19 protein-coding genes and 2 pseudogenes are annotated in these 21,339 nt (G+C 70.6%); 13 read left to right on the forward strand and 8 right to left on the reverse strand.

The genetic code is table 11. From position 1 onward, the window contains the following. Positions 1-152 precede the first annotated feature (152 nt). Positions 153-1,049 (forward strand): DUF3626 domain-containing protein, encoded by an 897-nt coding sequence (locus ACFPZI_RS04415; protein WP_381358461.1) that lies wholly within the window; start codon positions 153-155, stop codon positions 1,047-1,049. A gap of 1 nt (position 1,050) precedes the next feature. Here the strand turns inward: ACFPZI_RS04415 and ACFPZI_RS04420 are convergent. Continuing rightward, positions 1,051-1,182, reverse strand: a pseudogene (locus tag ACFPZI_RS04420) (site-specific integrase); the annotation flags it as partial. Positions 1,183-1,250: 68 nt separating this feature from the next. Further along, positions 1,251-1,439, reverse strand: a pseudogene (locus tag ACFPZI_RS04425) (helix-turn-helix domain-containing protein); the annotation flags it as partial. Between the two features lie 209 nt (positions 1,440-1,648). Between ACFPZI_RS04425 and ACFPZI_RS04430 the strand changes: the two are divergent. After that, entirely contained in the window at positions 1,649-2,104 is a 456-nt protein-coding gene (locus ACFPZI_RS04430; protein WP_381358463.1) for an ATP-binding protein, read from the forward strand. Positions 2,105-2,116: 12 nt separating this feature from the next. Here the strand turns inward: ACFPZI_RS04430 and ACFPZI_RS04435 are convergent, their stop codons facing one another. Continuing rightward, the gene (locus ACFPZI_RS04435) at positions 2,117-2,407 is read right to left on the reverse strand and encodes a DUF6087 family protein (RefSeq protein WP_381358466.1); all 291 of its coding nucleotides are present in this window, start codon (positions 2,405-2,407) and stop codon (positions 2,117-2,119) included. A gap of 269 nt (positions 2,408-2,676) precedes the next feature. Between ACFPZI_RS04435 and ACFPZI_RS04440 the strand changes: the two genes are divergently transcribed. After that, on the forward strand, positions 2,677-2,829 hold the full coding sequence (locus tag ACFPZI_RS04440) for a hypothetical protein (RefSeq protein WP_381358468.1): 153 nt from the start codon (positions 2,677-2,679) through the stop codon (positions 2,827-2,829). Between the two features lie 76 nt (positions 2,830-2,905). On the opposite strand, the gene ACFPZI_RS04445 is transcribed toward ACFPZI_RS04440, so the two are convergent. From ACFPZI_RS04445 to helR, 4 genes are all read right to left on the reverse strand, one after another. Next, positions 2,906-3,433: an SMI1/KNR4 family protein gene (locus tag ACFPZI_RS04445; RefSeq protein WP_381358470.1), complete on the reverse strand. Its 528-nt coding sequence runs from the start codon at positions 3,431-3,433 to the stop codon at positions 2,906-2,908. A gap of 204 nt (positions 3,434-3,637) precedes the next feature. Continuing rightward, the gene (locus ACFPZI_RS04450; RefSeq protein WP_381358473.1) at positions 3,638-4,597 is read right to left on the reverse strand and encodes a D-2-hydroxyacid dehydrogenase family protein; all 960 of its coding nucleotides are present in this window, start codon (positions 4,595-4,597) and stop codon (positions 3,638-3,640) included. Between the two features lie 51 nt (positions 4,598-4,648). Next, on the reverse strand, positions 4,649-5,263 hold the full coding sequence (locus ACFPZI_RS04455) for an RraA family protein (protein ID WP_381358476.1): 615 nt from the start codon (positions 5,261-5,263) through the stop codon (positions 4,649-4,651). A 72-nt stretch (positions 5,264-5,335) separates the two neighbouring features. After that, on the reverse strand, positions 5,336-7,471 hold the full coding sequence (helR, locus tag ACFPZI_RS04460; RefSeq protein ID WP_381358478.1) for an RNA polymerase recycling motor ATPase HelR: 2,136 nt from the start codon (positions 7,469-7,471) through the stop codon (positions 5,336-5,338). 731 nt (positions 7,472-8,202) lie between these two features. Here helR and ACFPZI_RS04465 point away from each other — a divergent pair. After that, complete coding sequence (locus ACFPZI_RS04465) at positions 8,203-8,877, forward strand: lamin tail domain-containing protein (RefSeq protein WP_381358482.1); 675 nt, start codon at positions 8,203-8,205, stop codon at positions 8,875-8,877. Between the two features lie 208 nt (positions 8,878-9,085). On the opposite strand, the gene ACFPZI_RS04470 is transcribed toward ACFPZI_RS04465, so the two are convergent. Continuing rightward, complete coding sequence (locus ACFPZI_RS04470; RefSeq protein WP_381358484.1) at positions 9,086-10,420, reverse strand: NAD-dependent succinate-semialdehyde dehydrogenase; 1,335 nt, start codon at positions 10,418-10,420, stop codon at positions 9,086-9,088. 124 nt (positions 10,421-10,544) lie between these two features. Between ACFPZI_RS04470 and ACFPZI_RS04475 the strand changes: the two genes are divergently transcribed. The 9 genes from ACFPZI_RS04475 to ACFPZI_RS04515 all read left to right on the forward strand — a co-directional run bounded on the left by ACFPZI_RS04475 (position 10,545) and on the right by ACFPZI_RS04515 (position 20,938). Further along, a complete protein-coding gene (locus tag ACFPZI_RS04475; protein ID WP_381358487.1) occupies positions 10,545-11,183 on the forward strand; it encodes a TetR/AcrR family transcriptional regulator in 639 nt (212 codons plus the stop codon). A gap of 305 nt (positions 11,184-11,488) precedes the next feature. Then, a complete protein-coding gene (locus tag ACFPZI_RS04480) occupies positions 11,489-12,052 on the forward strand; it encodes an amino acid synthesis family protein (protein WP_381358490.1) in 564 nt (187 codons plus the stop codon). A gap of 58 nt (positions 12,053-12,110) precedes the next feature. Then, complete coding sequence (locus ACFPZI_RS04485) at positions 12,111-13,469, forward strand: aminotransferase class III-fold pyridoxal phosphate-dependent enzyme (RefSeq protein ID WP_055594308.1); 1,359 nt, start codon at positions 12,111-12,113, stop codon at positions 13,467-13,469. 50 nt (positions 13,470-13,519) lie between these two features. Next, entirely contained in the window at positions 13,520-14,941 is a 1,422-nt protein-coding gene (hydA, locus tag ACFPZI_RS04490; RefSeq protein ID WP_381358493.1) for a dihydropyrimidinase, read from the forward strand. Between the two features lie 122 nt (positions 14,942-15,063). Next, positions 15,064-16,071: an LLM class flavin-dependent oxidoreductase gene (locus ACFPZI_RS04495; RefSeq protein ID WP_055594306.1), complete on the forward strand. Its 1,008-nt coding sequence runs from the start codon at positions 15,064-15,066 to the stop codon at positions 16,069-16,071. A gap of 5 nt (positions 16,072-16,076) precedes the next feature. After that, a complete protein-coding gene (npdG, locus tag ACFPZI_RS04500; RefSeq protein WP_350856851.1) occupies positions 16,077-16,778 on the forward strand; it encodes an NADPH-dependent F420 reductase in 702 nt (233 codons plus the stop codon). Next, complete coding sequence (locus ACFPZI_RS04505; RefSeq protein ID WP_350856854.1) at positions 16,775-17,608, forward strand: nitrilase-related carbon-nitrogen hydrolase; 834 nt, start codon at positions 16,775-16,777, stop codon at positions 17,606-17,608. The genes npdG and ACFPZI_RS04505 overlap by 4 nt, the downstream gene beginning before the upstream one ends. A gap of 19 nt (positions 17,609-17,627) precedes the next feature. Beyond that, entirely contained in the window at positions 17,628-18,311 is a 684-nt protein-coding gene (locus tag ACFPZI_RS04510; RefSeq protein WP_381358496.1) for a CofC family guanylyltransferase, read from the forward strand. A 29-nt stretch (positions 18,312-18,340) separates the two neighbouring features. Next, complete coding sequence (locus tag ACFPZI_RS04515) at positions 18,341-20,938, forward strand: bifunctional FO biosynthesis protein CofGH (protein ID WP_381358499.1); 2,598 nt, start codon at positions 18,341-18,343, stop codon at positions 20,936-20,938. Positions 20,939-21,339 lie beyond the last annotated feature (401 nt).

Genomic DNA, 21,339 nt, shown 5'->3' on the forward strand with positions numbered 1-21,339 from the left:
ACGGGGCGGGCGGCAGCCGCTTCCACCGCATGCCCTGCAGCGGGGATCAGAGGCACACGTGGAGACCACCACGCCCTATGCCGGCGAAGCGCGGTCGGTTGACGGGCTCAATCCGGATGCGATGACAGATCACGCTCAGGCACACTGCGCGGATGAGCGCTGACACGCCCCGGCCATCGCAAGAGCGAGCCCTGCGTCATGTCCAGGCCTTGTCGTCGGGAAAGCCGCTCGACGCTCACCTGCGTGTGACGCTGAACTTTCATCCTGATCGACTGATCGGCGGCCTACCGATCCTTGCAAAGCTCGCGGACGATGGCGTCTACGTATCGCAGTTCGTCACGGGAACCAGCAACGGAGGGATGACAGCGCACCCGGGTGGAGACCGGTGGCGCTGGGAGAGCCGCATCTTCGGCGGCGCATATGACTGCGCACCCGCCCACGAGCGCCCTGTCTACGGAGCGCTGAATTTTCGACGAAAGCCCGTCGGTGCGGCTCCCCGATTCGGATCCGCCCACTTCCGGCTGGCTGCGGACACTCTTCCACGCTCCACATTCTGCTACCCGGACAGCTTCTTCGAGCCGTCCGCCTTCGGCGTCGCATCCCGCATGGCACTCATCGAGCTGGCCGAGGACGACTGCCAGGACGCGTTGGACGATTACATAGAAACCCAAGTGCACGGACCGGTCCGGCTCGATCGTGATGTGGAAGCTCTGGTGCTGGACCCGAGCTATCGGGGCACAGCCGTGGAAGCTGCGGCTCATCGGTTCCCGTGCCTCATCGAATGGCATGCCGGATTCCGGCTCACCACCGAGCACTTGCGACGCCATCCGGACTACCGCGGACAGCAGTACGTGGACCTGGGCACCGAGATAGCCGAGAGCGGGCGCCTCGATCCCAGGGTCATAGGAGAAGCGGCCTGTACAGGACGCTATGACCCGCAGGCGCTCAAGAAGGTGTGGCACTACCTGGCGCGATTCGGCTCGGTGGCCTCGGCCGAGGCGCCGACTGCGATCAGCGCCCGCCGTTCCCAGGAGCCGGCAAGCTCGTGAGCTCGGCGGTCTTGCCGACCCCGATCCCGTAGTTCCGGACCGTGTTCGGGTTGCCGAGCGAGTCGAGGAACACGTCGGCCGCCGCCCGGACGGTCAACGCCTTCCCGGTCGGCAGTTGCACGACGGTGGACACCACTTCCCCCTTTCCCCCTTGCCGCAGATAACAGGGGCGCTTCACCCCCAGACCGCGCTGGAGGAGTTCGCCGCGATCTTGCCGCCCGCGCCCAGGACCTCGTCCGCCGCGTCCAGGTACTCGGGGCGGGGGATGCGGCGGCCCCGTTCCACGGAGGAGACGAGTTCCTGGCCGTAGCCGATCGCCGTGCCGAACTCCGCCTGGGTCATGCCGGCGGCCTCGCGCCAGAGCTTCAACTGCCGGATGACCGCCCGCATCACGGCACCGGCCTCTTCGTCCTCCGGGTCCGTGTTCCACTCGCTCACGTCCCTCACCGCCCTTCGCCGAACCTGTATGTCCAACTTCGGCCGTACGCGGACCGTCACCACGGACGGACCGGACGGAAACCGGGCCGGGCCCGGACGGTCGCGCTCCGCACGGACACGGGTGCTTCACAGGCTAGGCATACGCGAACACGCTGGGTGACATGAGTGGAGAAATCACCCGAACCGAAAGTTCCGTTACGGGCCCCGCATTTTTTGGGCCGCGCTTCACGGTTCCGCTGTCCGCCACCCGGCGCGGGGCCCGGCTGGCGAGGCTGCTGGCGACGGAGCAACTTCGGTCATGGGGCATGCCGGTGGATCCGGCCCGGCTGATCGTGGCCGAACTCGCGACGAACGCCGCCCTGCACGGCCGTGTACCCGGCCGTAGTTTTCGGCTCACCCTCGCCATCGCGCCCGGCACGCCGATCGTGCTCCGCGTCGAGCTGACGGACACCCGGGGAGACCGTTGGCCGGAGCGCGGGGAGAAGGGCGACGACGAGGCGCCCCGCGAGTCCGGCTACGGACTGTTGCTGGTCGAGGAAATGGCCGATCGCTGGGGCGTGTGCGACGGCCCGGTGCCCTCCAAGACGGTGTGGGCGGAGTTGGATCTGAGTAGATGACCTCCCACGTCGTCATGTGGCGGAGTCATCACCGATCGGGCGTTCGTTCACCCACTGCTGTGCTGCGGTGAGGTCGTCGGCTGCCCCGACCACCTGATGGGTAAAGCCGTCCCATTCCTCCAGGGCGCGCGGCTCGTCGGGCCGACGGTGGCCGGCGCCGTCGTGTACGGGACGGTGACGGCGGTACTGGTCCATCGGCGGCCGGCGTCGCTTGTCGAACGCGGCGAGCGGGGCGTTGGCGTCAATGTGAGGGACGGCGCGGGACGGCTGGTTCGGAGGTCCGGGGCGGTGGTGTTTGCCCATGGGCTCGATGGTCTCAGGCGGCGATCGTGGTCAGTCGTGCGGCGGCGAGATCACGTGCCCTGTTGTGTACGTCTTCCACTGCTGACGTCTTGTACGGGTAGGCCGACCGGAACCTCTACGACGCGAAGGAGGCGTTGAGGTGAGCTCGGGCGCGGGTTCGTCACCCCAAGTGTCCGAGAACCGACAGTCCAGGTCCTTCAGCTGGATCGGCACTGGCGTGTGTGCGGTCGTGCTCGCTCTGGACCCTGGTGACGGGCTATGTCGTGCTCATGGCTCACGTGGTCGAGCCGGATGGTCCCTGGGATGAGCAAGCCGTCACCCATTTCGGTTTCGCGGCCGGCTTCGGCTTGGCGTTCTCCGTCGTGATGGCGCTGCTGACATGGGTGTTCGTCAAGGCTGAGTGGCTGCGCAGGTGGTGGTAAGCCATCCCCGTGGTGCCGGCCGTCGCCGCGTTGCTGAGGCTTACCCTGCTCGCACCGGTGCTCCGCCCCTCACGGCTCAGCGGCAGAGTTCCTCGATGTTGTGGGTGAAGGTCGGGAATTCGGCACGGGCCTCGGTGATGATGTCCTGGGCCGGACGGCGCGGGGTGGTGGCGTGTCGCTCGGCGCGCCGGGTGAGGCTCGCGTCCGGACGTGACTCGTGCTCCTCGTACAGCACGGACTCCAGCGGTCCGATGCCGTCGGCCGGCACCCACCGGAAGTCGGACAGATTGCCGGCCACCACGCCGCACTCACCCTCCGACCCCATGAACACCACCGGCTGTTCGGCCAGAGGACGACCGGGCCGTCCGTACCAGACGGCCGCGAGACCGCCGGTGCCGTCCTGCCCGAACAGCCGGTAGGCGTCGCCGTCGAGTTCGGGGTTTCCGGTCCATTGGCGTAGCCGGTCGGTGGTTTCCTCGGCCGTGTCGAAGGCGCCGTAGGGCTCGAAGTCGATCCCGTCACCGTCGGCGTAGTCGAACTCGACGCGGGCCACGTCGGCGAGGGCGGGCGGAAGGCGGCGGTCGTCGCCGGTCATCTCGGTCACGGGCGTACCGTAGCTGCCCGCACTGACGTTCGGCCTTCGCGTCGGCGTGCCGGGCAGGCGGCCCATCGGCGCCGGGAAACGCAGGCTGACGAGCCGTCCCCGGCCGTGGCGACTCCGCGTCGGCGAGTGCTGGTGCGCCCCTGGGACACGCCGCGGCCCGTCCTCTTTCCGAGGGGCAGGCCACGCGTGTGGTGGAAAGAGGTGTCAGCCGAGGCGGCGGATGGGTGCGCCGGCCAGGTAGGCCTCGATGTCCTCGACGGCCTGGCCGTAGTAGGTGCGGTAGTTGAGCTGCGAGACGTAGCCGAGGTGCGGGGTGGCCAGCAGTCGGGGTGCGGTGCGCAGGGGGTGGTCCGCGGGCAGCGGCTCGATGTCGAAGACGTCGACGCCCGCGCCGGCGATCCGGCCCTCGTGCAGCGCGGTGAGCAGGGCGTCCTGGTCGACGAGCGCCGAGCGGGAGGTGTTGATCAGGTACGCGGTCGGTTTCATCATGGCCAGTTCGGCGGCGCCCAGCAGGCCCCGGGTGCTCTCCCCGAGTACGAGGTGGACCGAGATGAAGTCATTGCTGTGCAGCAACTCCTCCTTGGAGGAGGCCAGTTCGACGCCCACCTCGTTTGTGCGCTCCTTGGTCAGATGCCGGCTCCAGGCGGTGACCTCCATACCGAAGGCGAGCCCGACCCGTGCCACCCCGCTGCCCACCTTTCCCAGGCCGAGCAGGCCGAGGCGGCTGCCGTGCAGATCGGCGCCGACGGTCGACTGCCAAGGACCACCCGTGCGCAGGGCGCTGTTCTCGGTGACGAGGCCACGGGCGAGGCCGAGCAGGAGCGCCCAGGTCAGCTCCACCGGCGGGGTGGAGGAGCTCTGGGTGCCGCAGACGGTGACTCCGTTGCGCTCGGCGGCCGCGTAGTCGATGACCGAGTTGCGCATGCCGGAAGCGATGAGCAGCCTGAGTCGGGGGAGCCGGTCGAGCAGGGAGGCGCGGAACGGGATGCGCTCCCGCAGCGTCACGGCGATGTCGAAGTCGGCCAACGCCGCGACCAGTTCGTCCTCCGAAGCGAAGTGCTCGGTGAAGCCGACGACCTCCACCCGGTCATGGACAGGGCTCCAGTCGACGATGCTGGTGGCGATGTTCTGGAAGTCGTCGAGCACGGCGCAGCGAAGCCGCATGTCGTTCCTCTCCGTGGATTCTGTGGGCGGGCGCGGACGGGGGGATCCGGGTCAGCCGGTGAAGCCCTGGTCGCTCAGCGCCTTCTCTATGCGGGCGCGGTGGTTCTCCTCCCAGGCGTCGAGGGATTCCTCGGCCTCCTTGGTGAGCCTGGACCGAGCGGCCTCGAGGACTTCCTCTTCGCGCGCGGCGGGGACGACGACGATGCCCTCCTCGTCGGCGACCACGATGTCCCCGGGGTGCACCAGGACACCGCCGACCCGGGCCGGCTCACCGAGCGCGCCGATCTTCTTCTTGGTGCCGGGGATCGGGATGACGCCGCGCGAGAAGACCGGGAAGCCGGCCTCGCGCACCTCGCCGAGGTCGCGTATGACGCCGTCGACCACGAAGGCCGCGATGCCCCGGCGCTGGGCGACGGCACAGACGTTGCCGCCGGCGAGCGCGTGGTCCGCGTCGCCCGACTCCACGACGATGACCGAGCCCGGTTCGGCCCGGTAGATCGCGGCGTGCAGCATCAGGTTGTCGCCGGGTTCGCACCGCACCGTGTACGCGGGTCCTGCGACGCGCGGTGAGTCCCACAGCGGGCGGATGCCGATGTCCATGACCTGCGCGCGGCCCAGCAGGTCGGCGAGGGTGGTGGGGGGAACGTGCGTGAATGCGTGGTCCATTGCTTCCTCTGTTTCAAAGACGCCGCGGTCAGGGAACGGAGCATTCGGAGCGTACGGGAACTGGTTACGGCGTTAGGTGAGGACGACCAGTTGCTGGGTCGCCCGGGTCATCGCCACGTAGCGGTCGACCGCCCCCTCGATGCCCTTGCCGAACCTCTCCGGGTCGACGAGGACCACCAGGTCGAACTCCAGGCCCTTCGACAGTTCCGGGGTCAGTGACCGGACGCGGGACGTGCCCCGGAACGTGGGGTCGCCGATGACGCAGGCGATTCCGTTGCCGTCGGAGTGCTCGGCGAGCCAGGTGTCGAGGATCGTCTCCAGGTCGGAGACCGGGCCGTGGACGACGGGGAGGCCGCCTGCGCGGATGGAGGTCGGGACGTTGGCGTCCGGGAGGGCGGCGCGGATGACCGGCTCGGCCTCCGTCATCACCTCCTGCGGGGTGCGGTAGTTGATGTTCAGGGTGGCGACATCGATCCGGTCGAGGCCGATCCGCTCGAGCCGTTCCCGCCACGACTCCGTGAAGCCGTGCCGGGCCTGGGCACGGTCCCCGACGATGGTGAAGCTGCGGGACGGGCAGCGCAGGAGCAGCATCTGCCACTGGGCGTCGGTGAGTTCCTGGGCCTCGTCCACGACGACGTGGGCGAACGGGCCCGCGAGCACGTCCGGTTCGGCCGTGGGCAGGGCACTCCTGTCGATCAGGCTGTCCCGCAGGTCCTGGCCGTGCAGCATCGTCACCGCGCCCTCGCCGTCGTCGTCGGAGGCGATGACGTTGTCGATGACGCCGGCCATGCGTTCGCGCTGGGCGGCGACGGAGGCGTCGTGGCGGAGCTTGCGCAGGGACGCCTTCGGGTCGCCGAGCCGCTGCCGGGCCGCGTCCAGGAGCGGGAGGTCGGACACCGTCCAGACCTGGGCGTCCTCGCCCACGCGCCGCAGGCGCTCGACCTCGTCGGGGCCGAGCCAGGGGGCACACATGCGCAGGTAGGCGGGGACCGACCAGAGGTCGGAGACGACGTCGGTGGGTTCGAGGAGCGGCCAGGCGTTGTTGAGGGTGGTGACCAGTTCGTGGTTGCTTCGCAGGGCTCGCCGGAACAGGTTCGGCGGGACCTCGCCGTCGTGCTTGTCCCCGAGGATCGTGACCAGCTCGTCCCAGATCTGGGCGCGTGCCTCGTTGTGCGGGGTGCCCGGTTCCGCCGCCTGGAAGGCCTCGGCCCAGTCCTCGGCGGTCAGGGGGACGGAGGCCCAGGGGGTGGTCACCGTCATGCCCCGGGCGGGCGGGTCCTCGTAGAACCGTACGGCCGTCTCGATCGCCTTCACCATGTCGGCGGACGACTTCAGGCGGGCCACCTCGGGGTCGGTCTCGGCCACCGCCCCGGCCCCCTCGGGGACGAGGTCGCGCAGTGTGCAGGTCTGCACGCCCTCCTCGCCGAGGCTGGGGAGGACGTCGGCGACGTACGCCAGGTACGGCTGGTGCGGGCCGACGAACAGCACGCCGCCCCGACGGTGACCGAGGCGGGGGTCGGAGTAGAGCAGGTACGCGGAGCGGTGCAGGGCGACGACGGTCTTGCCCGTACCCGGGCCGCCGTCGACGACCAGGGCGCCGCGCGAGCCCGCGCGGATGATGGCGTCCTGGTCGGCCTGGATGGTGCCGAGCACGTCCCGCATCCGGGCCGACCGGTCGCCGCCCAGGCTGGCGACGAAGGCGGAATGGTCGTCGAGCGCGGCGGCGTGATCCTCGAGTCCGTCGGCGGTGAACACCTCGTCCCAGTAGTCGCTGATCCGGCCGCCGGTCCAGCGGTACCGGCGGCGACTCGCCAGACCCATCGGGTCGGCGTGGGTGGCCGCGAAGAACGGCTCCGCCGCGGGGGAGCGCCAGTCGAGCAGGAGGCGGCGGCCTGTGCTGTCGGTGAGGCCGAGCCGTCCGATGTATACGGGCTCGGGGTCGTCCGCGCTCACGATGTGCCCCAGGCACAGGTCCAGGCCGAAGCGGCGCAGGGCACGCAGGCGGGCGGACAGCCGGTGCACCTCCAGGTCCCGGTCCATCGCCTCCCGCCCCACGCCGCCGGGTGCCCTGAGCGTGGCGTCCCGGAGGTCGGACAGCTCGGCGATCGCCTGCTCCAGGCTCTCCGCGATGGCCGTGAAGTGCACCTCGTCGCCGGAGATCAGCTTCGGGTCGGCCTTGGCGGAAAGACGCTCGGGGAGATCGAACACGCTGGTAGGGCTGATGGTCGGGTGGTTAATCGGCTTCACGAGGATCGATTCTGCGCCATGCCGGGGGCCTTGCCGCAAGCCCCCCGGTGCGCTATACGTTGAGAGTGGCAAGGAGTGGGTTCGCCTCCTTGCCTTCTTGCAGCCCTTTCGCAGGGCTCCCTCGCCGGCCCTCCTCACCGCCTCGATCGTCACCGCGGGTGGGCAAGCCCTCCTCGCCGTGGCGCGGTGCCTCGGGCGTGCCTCCTGCGCTCACGTCCTTCAGCGCTCATTCGATGTCTCCGGACACGGCGCGCTCTTCGGCACCGGGGCCGCAGCCCGGGATCGGTCCGGCGACGCACGCCGTTCCTGTCCCTGCGGAACCGGGTGAAGGGAAGGCGTCCACCCCCCCGTGCCCCGCCGGCCTTGTTACCCACTTTCTGGTGAACGTCAAGGTGGCGCGCGCAGTGGCGCACCAGGGCGCGACCCTGGCTGAACGACGACGGACCCGCACAGGCCACGGGTCGATGCGTGGCGCATTGATTCGAACTCTGTATTCGAACGATATATGTGCATCTGGCAACCGAGTGTTGTGGATATGTCCGCATTCTGTCACCTGTAGGGGGGCTTCCTACGAAAGAACCTGCTACGGCGGCAGAGTGTGGGACCTCGGCAGTCAGCCGGGACGTACCACTCGGAGAGCGCCGCCCGTCCGTACGCTGGGTGGGCCGGCGCACGAATGCGAAGGGGACCACGTGTCTGCTTCTTCCGCCGCTCGCCGTCTGACCGCTGTCGCCCTGGTGACCGGTTCCGTCGTGGCGGCCGCCGCCCTGCCGGCGTCCGCCGCCCAGGACAGGGCCCCCGACCGTCAGCAGGTCGTCATCAGCGACGTCCAGTACAACGCTCCCGGCCCGGACACCCGCAGCAACCGTTCGCTGAACGGCGAGTGGGTGAACATCACCAACCGGTCCCGCCAGAGCGTCGACCTGAAGGGCTGGACCCTGCGCAACAGCGAGGGAGACAAGTACACCTTCCGCCACCTGCGGTTGGACGGCCGTTCGACGGTCAAGGTGCACACGGGATCCGGCCGTGACACCCGCCATGACGTCTACCAGGACCGTCGCGAGCACATCTGGGACAACCGCTCCGACCGGGCCACCCTGTCGAACCGCCGTGGCTCGGTCGTCGACACCGAGAGCTGGGGGCGTGACCGCGGCCACGACCGTGACCGTGGCAACGACCGTGACCGGGGCCACGACCGCGACCGTGACCGTGGCAACGACCGTGACCGGGGCCACGACCGCGACCGTGACCGTGGCAACGACCGTGACCGGGGCCACGACCGCGACCGTGACCGTGGCAACGACCGTGACAGGGGCCACGACCGCGACCGTGACCGCGGCAGCGACCGCGGCCACAACCAGCGCTGATTCACCGTCCCGAGGGCGTGTCACGGCAGCCGGCCGTGACACGCCCTCCGGCGTTCCTCGGGCCGCCCTGCGACGGGCCTACCCCGCACAGCGGGGGAAGCTCAGTGGCGCTACGAAGCACGGCCACGCACGTCGAACAGGCGCGATTACGGCGCTTCTCTTGGGACGTCTGCCCGTTGCGGGCCCGGGCCCACGGCTGACAGCCCGGCTAGGCCACCGTGCGGATCAGTTTCTTGTTGACGAACTCCTCGGTGCCCGGGCGGCCGAGTTCGCGGCCGAAGCCGGAGCGCTTGATGCCGCCGAAGGGGAGTTCCGCGCCCTCGGCGCCGACGCCGTTGACGAAGACCATGCCGGCCTCGATGCGGTCGGCGACGCGTTCGGCCTGGGCGGGGTCGTTGGTGAAGACGTAGGAGCCGAGACCGTAGGGGGTGTCGTTGGCGATGCGCACGGCGTCATCCTCGTCGGCGGCCGGGAAGACCATGGCGACGGGGCCGAAGAGTTCCTGGCGGGCGGCCGCGTGGTCGGTGGTGAGGCCCGTGAGGACACCGGCCGGGAAGTACGCGCCGTGGCGCTCGCCCTCGGAGTGCAGCGTGGCACCCTCGGCGACCGCCGCGTCGACCTGGCGGCCCAGGTTCTCGGCCGCCGCCACCGAGGACAGGGGCGCGCCGGTCGCGCCGGCCAGGAGGCGGGCGGTGAACTTCTCCACGAAGGCGTCGTAGAGGTCCTGGACGACGACGAACCGCTTGGCCGCGTTGCACGCCTGACCGGTGTTGTCGAGACGGGCGGCGACGGCGGAGTCGACGACCGCGTCCAGGTCGTCGGTGGACAGCACGAGGAACGGGTCGGAGCCGCCCAGCTCCAGGACGACCTTCTTCAGGTGGCGTCCGGCGATCTCGGCGACGGCCGAACCGGCCCGCTCCGAGCCGGTGAGCGAGACGCCCTGGACGCGCGGGTCGGCGATCACCTCGGCGATCTGCTCGTTGGTGGCGTACACGTTGACGTACGCGCCCTCCGGGAAGCCCGCCTTCGTGAACAGCCGCTCCAGCAGGGCCGCGGTGGCCGGGCACTGCGGGGCGTGCTTGAGCACGATGGTGTTGCCGATGGCGAGGTTCGGGGCGGCGAAACGGGCCACCTGGTAGGCGGGGAAGTTCCACGGCATGATGCCCAGCAGTACGCCCAGCGGGCTGCGCCGGATGACGGCGGTGCCGGGGCCCGAGGTGACGTCGAGCGGTTCGTCGGCGAGGAACTCCTCGACGTGGTCGGCGTAGTAGTGGTAGATGTCGGCGCAGAAGCCGACCTCGCCCTCGGCCTCCGCGAGCGGCTTGCCCATCTCGCGCACGATGCTCGCCGCCAGTTCGGCCTGGTGCTCCGTGTGGAGGTCGCCCAGTCGGCGCAGCAGGGTGGAGCGTTCGGCGACGGTGCTCGTACGGCCCCACGCGGTGGCGGCGTGGGCGGCGGTGAGGGCCGCCTCGACCTCGGCGTCACTGGCGGTCGGGTAGAGCTCGGCGACTTCGCCGGTGGTGGGGTCGGTGACGGCGTACATCAGCGCTCCGGAGAAAGTGGGGTGCGGGGGTGGCGTGGCAGCGGTGCTGTGGGGCGGCTGAGGCCACACATATTGGTGTATGCCCCATTGTTTTATTGGTCGCTTACTCAATAACATCTCCGGCATGACGTCAAGGGGTCCGGAAAAGCGTGTCCGCAAGGCGCCGGCCGAGCGCCGCAGCGAGATGGTCACCGCCGCCGCACGGGTCGGGCTCACCGAAGGGCTGGAGTGCGTCACCCTGCGCCGGGTCGCCGACGAGCTCGGCGTCCGGTCCGGGCTCGTCGGCCACTACTTCCCCGCGGCCGACAGGCTCGTCGCAGAGGCCTTCACCAACGCCACCATGGCGGAGCTCGACAGCCTGCTGCCGGAGATGTCCGCCGACCCCGGCCCCGGCGGTGCGGTGCGCGCGTTGCGGCGGCTCTTCTCGCTCACCTCGAGCGCCGACTTCGACAACGTCAGCAGGCTCTGGCTCAACGCCCGGCATCTGGCACGCTACCGGCCCGTGCTCCGTGATCACGTCGTCGAGCAGGACACGCTCTGGTGCCGGCGTATCGAGCGGGTCGTCGCCGCCGGGGTGGAGGCGCGGGACTTCCGCTGCGCCGACCCCTGGGCCGCGGCCGCGCGCATCCTCGTCGCGATCGACGGGACCAGCGCCTACGTCAACACCGGCGCCGGGCACCGTGCCGCCCCGATCGCCGGCATGGCCCGTACGTTCGCGGAGACCGAACTCGGCCTGCCGGTCGGCACGCTCGAGTCCTCCTGACGCGGTGTCAGTCAGGCTGACCGGCCCCTGACTCGGTTCTCCGCCCGGTGGGGATTTCACCCCTGTCGGGGCGTCCCGGCGGGCGGCTGCAGCTCGCTCGCCGGGCGGCGGCCCTCGTCACCCGGGTACGGGTTCCTTGCTGTCACATGCCTCCGCCCGGCTCTCCGGGGGCCGTTTTCGGCGAGCCCCGTTGTTCCGGCGAACCACTCCTCGGTCGACCTCTTGACACCCGGATCGGCGCTCAGGAGGATGTGAACCGTTGGTTCGCTTACTGAACCAAAGAGCCTGATCCTTGGAGGAGAGCCGTGCGCATTCGGGTCCGCAAGATCATCAAGCACATCGACGAGACGAGGCTGGAGAACGGCCGTGTCGTGGACCCGGTGCACCGGGTCGCGTTCGTCGGGGCCGTCATCGAGAACCCGTACCCCAGCGAGTACGTCCAGGACCTCGTCACCCTCGCCGACGAGCTGGGCGAGGAGATCGGCAAGCTGATCGGCCCCGCCTGTGTGGAGCTGCTGGGCGGCGAGGTCGAAGCGTTCGGCAAGGCCGCGCTCGTCGGCATCGAGGGGGAGGTCGAGCACGGTTCGGCGCTCATCCACAACCTGCGTTTCGGCAACGTCTTCCGTACCGCCGCCGGCGGCACCGAGCTGCTGCCGGCCGCCGAGAAGGTCGGCCTCCCGGGCAGCCCGATCGACATCCCGCTGAAGCACAAGACGGATGCCAAGACCCGTTCCCACCACCAGACGGTGACGCTCCAGGTCGCCGATGTCCCCCGGCCGCGCGAGATCTTCGTCGTCTGCGCCGCCGCGAACGCCGGCCGCCCTCTGGCCCGTCTCGCCGCCTTCGGCGCCGAGACGAAGAACCAGTAGCCGACCCGGTGCGCAGCAGCAGTCGACGAACGACGAGAACGACGAGGAGGGCAGTCCGTTGACCATCACCGAGACCGATACGTGGACCGGGCAGCGCGTCAAGGAAGCCGACACCGAATACGTCATCCACTCCTGGTCCGTCCAGGGCGCGCTCAACCCCATCCCGGTGGCCGGCGGTTCCGGGTCCTGGTTCTGGGACTACGAGGGGAACCGATACCTCGACTTCCAGTCCCAGCTCGTCAACCTCAACCTGGGCCACCAGCACCCGAAGCTGGTCGAGGCCATCCGCGAGCAGGCGGACAAGCTCTGCTACATCGGCCCCGGGTTCGCCGAACGCTCCCGCGCCGAACTGGCCGAGATGCTGGCCGGGCTCACCCCCGGTGACCTGAAGATGAGCTTCTTCACCACCGGCGGCGCCGCGGCCAACGAGAACGCGATCCGGCTCGCCCGCCATGTGACCGGACGCCACAAGGTGATCGCCCGCTACCGCTCCTACCACGGCGCCACCGCCGGGGCGATGTCGCTGACCGGCGACCCCCGCCGCTGGTCCGCCGAACCGGGCGGGATGCCCGGCGTGGTGCGGATGCTCGACCCGTACACCTACCGCTGCCCGGCCGGACACCCGGACCCGTGCCCGGTCTGCTCCGGGGGGCCGCACCTGGAGGAGATCCTCCAGTACGAGAACCCGAACACCGTCGCCGCCGTGATCGTCGAGCCGGTCACCGGGACCAACGGACTGCTCTACCCGCCCGACGGCTATCTGCGCTCGCTGCGCGAGGTCTGCGACCGGTACGGCATCCTGCTCATCTTCGACGAGGTCATGGCCGGCTTCGGCCGCACCGGTGAGTGGTTCGCCTGCAACCACTGGGACGTCACCCCCGACATCCTCACCACCGCCAAGGGCCTCAACTCGGGATACGTGCCGCTCGGTGCGATGACCGTCTCGGCCCGCGTCTCCGAGTGGCTCAGGGACAACATGTTCTGGGGCGGACTCACCTACGCCGGACATCCGCTGGCCTGCGCCTCCGGCGTCGCCTCCCTGCGCATCATGCAGGAGGAGAACATCGTGGAGAACGCGCGGGCGCGCGGCGAGCACCTCGGTGCCGGGCTGGCCAAGCTCGCCGAGAAGCACCCGAGCATCGGCGAGATCCGCGGGCGCGGCCTGTTCTACGGCGTCGAACTGGTGAAGAACCGGGAGACCCGCGAACCGCTGGTGCCGTTCAACGCGAAGGGCCCGGCCGCCGCCCCGGTCGGCCGGATCGTGAAGGAGGCCATGGCCCGCGGCCTCTACCTCACGGCCAACTTCAACGTGCTCCGGCTGACCCCTCCGCTCGTCATCACGGATTCCGAGATCGATGTCGCGCTCGGTGTGCTGGACGACGTCCTGAGCCTCGCCGACGAGCACTACGTAGGGTGAGGCGTAGTGGTCAGGAGCACGCAGAAGCGCTCTGGGAAGGGGAGGGCAGCATGGGGTCCACGCTGATCAAGGGCGGTACGGTCGTCAACGCCGACGCCGCCGTCCGGGCCGACGTACTGATCCGCGACGGGGTCGTCGCCGCGCTCGGCACGGGCACGGACGACTGGAGCGCCGACCGGGTGATCGACGCGGAGGGGATGCTCGTGATGCCCGGCGGCATCGACGCGCACACCCACCTCGAATATCCCATCGACGGCTTCACCACCCGCACCGCGGACGACTTCCACAGCGGGACGGTGGCCGCCGCCCACGGCGGGACGACCACGGTCCTGGACTTCGTGAAGAAGGAACCGGAGCGGAGCCTGCTCGACACCTACCGCTCCCGGCGCGACGTCGCCGCGGCCAAGGCGGTGGTCGACTTCGGGCTGCACGCGATCGTCCCGCCCCGCGAACAGCAGCCCGACGTCCTCGACGACCTGCGGAAGCTCGCCGGGGAGGGCGCCACGAGCTGGAAGTTCTTCATGGCCTACCCCGGCACCCAGATGGTGGACGACGGGGAGCTGCTGGAGGGTTTCGAACTCGCCCTGGAGCACGGCGTACTGCCGATGGTGCACGCCGAGAACGGCCACATGATCGCCCGGGAGACCCAGCGGCTGCTGGCCGACGGCCGCACCGCCGAGGTCTTCCACGCCACCGCCCACGGCCACGACGCCGAGGCGGAGGCCGTGCACCGCGCGGTGGTGCTCGCCGAGTCCGTCGGCGCCCCGCTCTACGTCGTGCACGTCTCCAGCGCCGCCGCGGCCGACGAGATCAGCCGGGCCAGGGCAGCCGGGGCCCGGGTGTGGGGCGAGACCTGCCCCCAGTACCTGGCCGTCGCCTACGAGGACTACGCCGAACTCGGCGAGAAGGCCGCCGCCTACCTCTGCTCGCCCCCGATCCGGGAGCGCGGCAACCAGGAGGGACTGTGGCGGTCCCTGGTCACCGGGGCGATGTCGACGGTGGCCACCGACCACGCCGGCTTCTGCCTCCACCAGCCCGAGGACCTGCCGCCGCAGAAGCTGCGCAGCCCCGGGTACTTCCCGAAGGTCCCCAACGGGGTCCCCGGGATCGAGGACCGGCTCATGGTGCTCTGGCAGACCGGGGTCGCGAGCGGCCGGTTCGACGCCTGCCGGTTCGTGGACCTGGTCTCCACCCGCCCGGCCAAACTGTTCGGGATGTTCCCGCACAAGGGCGCCGTCGCCGTGGGCGCCGACGCCGACCTGCTCGTGTGGGACCCGGCCGCCGACCATGTGATCACCGCGGCCGGCAGCCACATGCGCACCGACTACAACCTCTACGAGGGGATGCGCGTGACCGGCCGTCCGGTCCGCGTCTTCTCCCGGGGCGAGCAACTCGTGGGCCCCGACGGGTCCTTCGACGGGGCCGCGGGCCGAGGACGCTTCCTCACCCGGGGTAAGCCCCAGCTGCACTGAGAACACCCCCCCACACTCTTGACGCGTACGCCAACTGACACGTGTCCGTGGTTGCGGAATCCCCGGCAGGTGGGTTCCGCGCCCCGGCGCGCGTCACGCAACACGAACGGAACGGTGGCTCGATGAAACTCCCCCTGGGCATCCACGTCGGCGAACGGCTGAGCCTGGAGCAGACGTACTGGCAGGCCGAGCTGGCCGACCAGAACGGGTTCGAATCCGTGTGGGTCGCGGAGGGACGGCTGGCGCGCGACGGCATCGTCCCCGCCGCCGTCATCGCCAGCAAGACCCGCAACGTCAAGATCGGCACCGGCGTCGTCAACAACAAGAGCCGGAACGCCTCCCTGATGGCGGTCACCTTCAAGACCCTCGACGAGCTGGCCCCCGGCCGTGCCATCCTCGGCATCGGCGCCTGGTGGGAGCCGCTGGCCACCAAGGTCGGCCAGCCGCTGCGCAAGCCCGTCGCCTCGATGCGCGAGTACATCACCGTGCTGCAGACCTTCTTCCGTAACGAAGTCGTCTCCTTCGACGGCGAGTTCGTGCAGATGCAGGACGTGCGCTTCGACAGCATGTACCGGGAGAACAAGCCGGTCGACATCCCCATCTACATCGGAGCCGTCGGCCCGCGCATGCTGGAGCTGGCCGGTGAGATCAGCGACGGCGTGCACATGGACTTCCTGCTGCCGCCCTCGTACCTGGTGGGCGCGAAGGAGGCGATCGACAAGGGCATTGCCAAGCGGACCGACGGCAAGGACTCGATCGACCTCACGCAGATCGTCGCCTGCAGCGTCAACGACGACGACCCGCAGGAAGCGATCGACGCCTGCAAGGCGTTCCTCACCCTCTACCTCGCCCAGCAGCCGCACATCGCCGAGCACTGCGGCGTGGAACGCGAACTGGTGGACCGCATCCAGGAGCGGGCCGGCTGGCCCGCCACCCCCGAGGCGATCAAGAAGGCCATGCCACTGGTCCCCAACAGCCTGGTGCAGAACGTCACCGCCTGCGGCACCACGGACGAGGTATTCGCGAAGCTCATGGAGTACCACGAGGCCGGGGTCCGCTGCCCGGTCGTCTCCACCCTGGGCGACAAGGAGCAGACCCTGACCCGTATCGCCCAGGCTGCGAAGGGCTGAGGACGATGAGCGACTTCTCCTCCGCCGCGATCGCCGTGGTCGGGGGCACCGGCCCCCAGGGCAAGGGCCTGGCCTACCGGCTCGCCCGCGCCGGCCACCCGGTGGTGCTCGGTTCGCGCGACGCGGGCCGGGCTGCCGAGGCGGCCGAGGCGTTGCGCGCCCTGCCGGGTGTGGCCGCGCCGATCGAGGGGACCGGCAACGAGGACGCCGTCCGGCAGGCCGGAACCGTCCTGCTGGCCGTCCCCTACCAGGGCCACGCCGAACTGGTGACCTCGCTGGCCGACGGCCTCGCCGGCAAGGTGGTCATCTCCTGCGTCAACCCGTTGGGCTTCGACAAGGGCGGCCCCTACGGTCTGCCCGTCGCGGCCGGAAGCGCCGCCGAGGAGGCCGCCGGGATTGTCCCGTCCGCCACCCTCGTCGGCGCCTTCCACCACCTGGCCGCCCCGCTGCTGCTCGACCCCGAGGCCGATCTGCGCCATGAGGACGTCCTGGTCTGCGGGGACGACGCCGACGCGAAGGCCCGGGTGCTGGCCCTGGCCGCCGACGTCACCGGGGGCCGGGCGGTGGACGCGGGCCGGCTGCGGCTGGCCGCCCAGCTCGAACCGCTCACCGCGGTGCTGATCTCCGTCAACAAGCGCTACAAGACCAGGTCCGGTGTCGCCCTCACCGGCCTGGCCCCCGCCGCCGCCAAGGAGGAAGTGGCATGAAACTCGCCGCAGTCCAGCTTCGGGCCACCGACGACCGGGCCGAGACCGTCGAACGCGCCGGCGACCTGGTGGACGCCGCCGTCGACCAGGGCGCCGGGATCGTTCTGCTGCCCGAGCTGTTCGCCGTCCCGTTCGTCCAGCCCGACCCCGACCCGGAGTACTTCCGGCTCGCCGAGAGCATCGACGGACCGTCCAACACCATGGCGGCGGAACGTTCCCGCAGGGCCGGTATCACCGTCGTCTCCTCCATCTTCGAGGAGGGCGAGGTGCCCGGCGTCTACTACAACACCGCCTGCACCTACGTACGCGGCGAACTGAAGTCGGTCTACCGCAAGTCCCACCTGCCGTTCTCCAACGGCTTTCCCGAGAAGTTCTACTTCCGGCCCGGCGGGACCGAGCCCGAGGTTGTGGACACCGGCGAGACCGGCGTCGGCACGATCATCTGCTACGAACGGCACTTCCCCGAGCTGAGCCGGATCGTCGCCCTGCGCGGCGGCTCCGTGCTCTGCGTGCCGGTGGCCTCGGCGAGCGCGCCGATGCGCGAGGTGTTCCAGCTCGAACTGCGCGCCCACGCCGTCTTCAACGGGATGTTCGTCATCTGCTCCAACCGCGTCGGCACGGAGGGTGTCAAGGAGTACTTCGGGCTCAGTGCCGTCTACGGCCCCGACGGTGACGTCCTCGCCCAGGCCGCCGACGACCGCGACGACGTCGCCGTCGCCGAGGTCGACCTGGAGCGCGTGGCGGCCACCCGGCGCAGCCGCCCGTTCCTGCGCGACCGCCGCCCGGAACTGTACGGCCGACTGACCGGCATGGGCCCGGCGACGTCATGACCGTGCCGCGGACCGCGCCATGACCACCGAGTGGATCGCCCTCGTACCGACCAAGGCCTTCACCCGGGCCAAGAGCCGGTGTGTCGGGCTCACCCCCGACGCCCGGCGCCTGCTGGCCAGGGCCATGCTGACCGATACGGTGCGGCGGCTGCGTGCGGTGCCCGCTGTCCGCTCGGTCGTCGTGGTGACGACGGACCCCGAGGTGACGGGCCTGGCCCTCGCCGAGGGGGCCGCCGTCACCGGCTCGGGACGCTTCCCCGGACTCAACGGCGAGGCCGGGGAAGCCCTCGAGCTGATCGGCGGTACCGCCCCCGCTGCCGCGCTCGCCCTGATCATGGGCGACCTCGCGGGGGCGGGCACCGCCGACTACACGAGGGCCCTCACCCTGGCCGTCCGCCACCGGCGGGCGGTCGTCGGGGACGCCGACGGCACCGGGACGACCCTGCTCACCCTGCGCGAGGCGGCGGACTTCCGGCCGTTCCTCGGCCCCGGCTCCCTCGCCCGGTTCCACGCCGCCGGATACCACCACCTCGGCGTGGGACCCGCGTCCCCGCTGCGCCGGGACGTCGACACCGTCGACCACCTGCTGGCGCTGCCCCCGCACACGCTCGGTCCCGCCACCCGGGAATGGCTCGCCGCCTTCCGGCCCGGCGGACCCCAGCCGCGCACGACCGCGCACGAACGAAAGGTCGGAGCACTGTGAACGGCCTTCCCAGCCCCACCCGCTCAGCGATGAACCGGGCACTGCGCCGGGCCACCGACGCCGTGACGCTCGACGCCGCCGAGGCCGAGGTCCTGCTGCACGCCCGCGGCGCCGACCTCGACCGGCTCTGCGCCGCGGCGAGCCGGGTACGCGACGCCGGCCTCGAGGCCGCGGGCCGGCCGGGCGTGATCACCTACTCCCGCAAGGTGTTCATTCCGCTCACCCGGCTGTGCCGGGACCGCTGCCACTACTGCACCTTCGCCACCGTCCCGGGGCGGCTGGCCGCGCCCTACCTCAGCCCCGACGAGGTGCTGGACATCGCCCGTGCGGGAGCGGCGGCGGGGTGCAAGGAGGCGCTGTTCACCCTGGGCGACCGGCCCGAGGAACGCTGGCCCGCGGCCCGCGCCTGGCTGGACGCGCACGGCTACGACGACACGCTCAGCTACGTACGGGCCATGGCGATCCGGGTGCTGGAGGAGACCGGCCTGCTGCCGCACCTCAACCCCGGGGTGCTGTCCTGGACCGACCTCCAGCGGCTGAAGCCGGTCGCGCCCAGCATGGGCATGATGCTGGAGACCACGGCGACCCGGCTGTGGTCCGAGCCCGGAGGCCCGCACTACGGCTCACCCGACAAGGAGCCCGCCGTGCGGCTGCGGGTGCTCGAGGACGCGGGCCGCAGCAACGTGCCGTTCACCACCGGCATCCTCATCGGCATCGGGGAGACCCCCGCCGAACGGATCGACGCGCTCCGGGAGATCCGCCGGATCTCCCGGACGTACGGCGGGATCCAGGAAGTGATCGTGCAGAACTTCCGGGCCAAGCCGGACACGGCGATGCGCGACGCGCCCGATGCCGCCCCGTTCGAACTGGCCGCCGCCGTCGCGGTGGCGCGCCTGCTGCTCGGCCCTTCCGCCCGCATCCAGGCACCGCCGAACCTGGTGGGCGACGAGTTCGCCCTGATGCTGCGGGCCGGCATCGACGACTGGGGCGGGGTGTCCCCGGTGACCGACGACCACGTCAACCCCGAGCGGCCCTGGCCGGTGATCGAGGAACTGGCCGCACACACCGAGGCCGAGGGCTTCACCCTCCGCGAGCGGCTGACGGTCCACCCCGAGCACCTGCGGCGCGGTGAGCCCTGGCTCGACCCCCGGTTGGCTCCCCATGTGGCGGCGCTCGCCGATCCCGTGACCGGCCTGGCGGCCGAGGGAGTGCGGCCCCGCGGCCTGCCCTGGCAGGAACCGGAGACACCGCTCGTCGCCGCCGGCCGCACCGACCTGTTCGCCGCCATCGACACCGAGGGCCGCACCACCGACCGGCGGGCGGACTTCGACGCGGTGTACGGGGACTGGGCGGCGATCGCCCAGGCGGTGCCCGAGGCCGCGCGGGCCTCCGGACGGCCGGGCGGCGAGGACGGGCCCGTGCCGTCCCCGGCCGGCCGGCCGGAGCGGCTGCGTCCGGAGTTCGCGGGGGCGCTGCGGGCGGCGGAGGCCGATCCCGCGGGGCTCGCCTCCGCGTCCGCCCTGACCCTGCTCGGTGCCGCGCCGGGAGCGGAGATCGAGGCGCTGGCCGCGCTCGCGGACGCACTGCGGGCCGAGGCGGCCGGGAACGAGATCACCTATGTGGTCACCCGGAACATCAACTTCACCAACGTCTGTTACACCGGCTGCCGCTTCTGTGCCTTCGCCCAGCGCCGCACCGACGCCGACGCCTACACCCTCTCCCTGGAGCAGATCGGTGTGCGGGCCGAGGAGGCGTGGGCGGTCGGGGCGAGCGAGGTCTGCCTGCAGGGCGGCATCCACCCGGACCTGCCGGGCAGCGCGTACTTCGACATCGCCGCCGAGGTCAAACGGCGTACCCCGGACCTGCACGTGCACGCCTTCTCGCCGATGGAGGTCGTCAACGGCGCGACCCGGATGGACCTGTCGGTACGGGAGTGGCTCCAGACGGCTCGGGAAGCAGGTGTCGACTCGCTGCCCGGCACGGCTGCCGAGATCCTCGACGACGAGGTCCGCTGGGTGCTCACCAAGGGGAAACTCCCCGCGGCGCAGTGGATCGACGTGGTCACCACCGCCCACACGCTGGGCATTCCGACGACGGCGACGATGATGTACGGCCATGTGGACACTCCGCGCCACTGGGTGGACCACATCAAGCTGATCGGACGCCTGCAGGAGGAGACGGGGGGCTTCACCGAGTTCGTCCTGCTGCCGTTCGTCCATACCAACTCCCCGGTCTATCTGGCCGGAATCGCCCGGTCGGGGCCGACCGCCCTGGAGAACCGGGCGGTGCACGCCCTGGCGCGGATCCTCCTCCACGGCAGGATCCGCAACATCCAGACGAGCTGGGTGAAGCTGGCGCGCCACAGCGTCCTCGACGTCCTGCGGGGCGGGGTCAACGACCTCGGCGGAACGCTGATGGAGGAGACCATCAGCCGGATGGCGGGCTCGGAGCAGGGCAGTCACAAGAGCATCACCGACCTGGAGGCGCTGGCCCACGACGCCGGCCGCCCGGCCCGGATGAGGACGACCACCTATGGCACCGTCAGCGCGGAGCGAGAGGCGGTGGCCCGCACGCACGACGGAGTGTGGCGGCCGTCGAGGCCACCGCTGACCCTGCTGAATTCCTAGCGGACGGCCGTCCCGCTCAACTGCCGGGACGGCCGTGCTCCACCATGCGCCACGGAAATCGGGCAACCCCCGTGGATTCGCCCGGGTATCCCGGTGGATTCCCTTCGTCGACGCCCCGCGGATTCTCTGTGCATCGTCCTGCCCATTGTCCCTGGAACGGTGGCCGACACGTATGGCCGTGCCTTGATTCGACCGTGTTCCGAGGCTCCGGGAACGCGGGATTCAGTTCCTTGCAGAAACCGGTCGCGCATTTCGGCCAAACCGTTGACGGGGACCAGACCTGGCTCTAGCGTGAACCATCAGTTCACTCAGTGATCCAGTGGCTGAGTGCCCCGACAGGTTGGCAGGGCGACGTGGATCCCCTCCCTGGACGACACATCCGAAGGATTCGGAGAGTGCCT

It is taken from the genome of Streptomyces chlorus (assembly GCF_042655885.1).
GTDB lineage: Bacteria > Actinomycetota > Actinomycetes > Streptomycetales > Streptomycetaceae > Streptomyces > Streptomyces chlorus.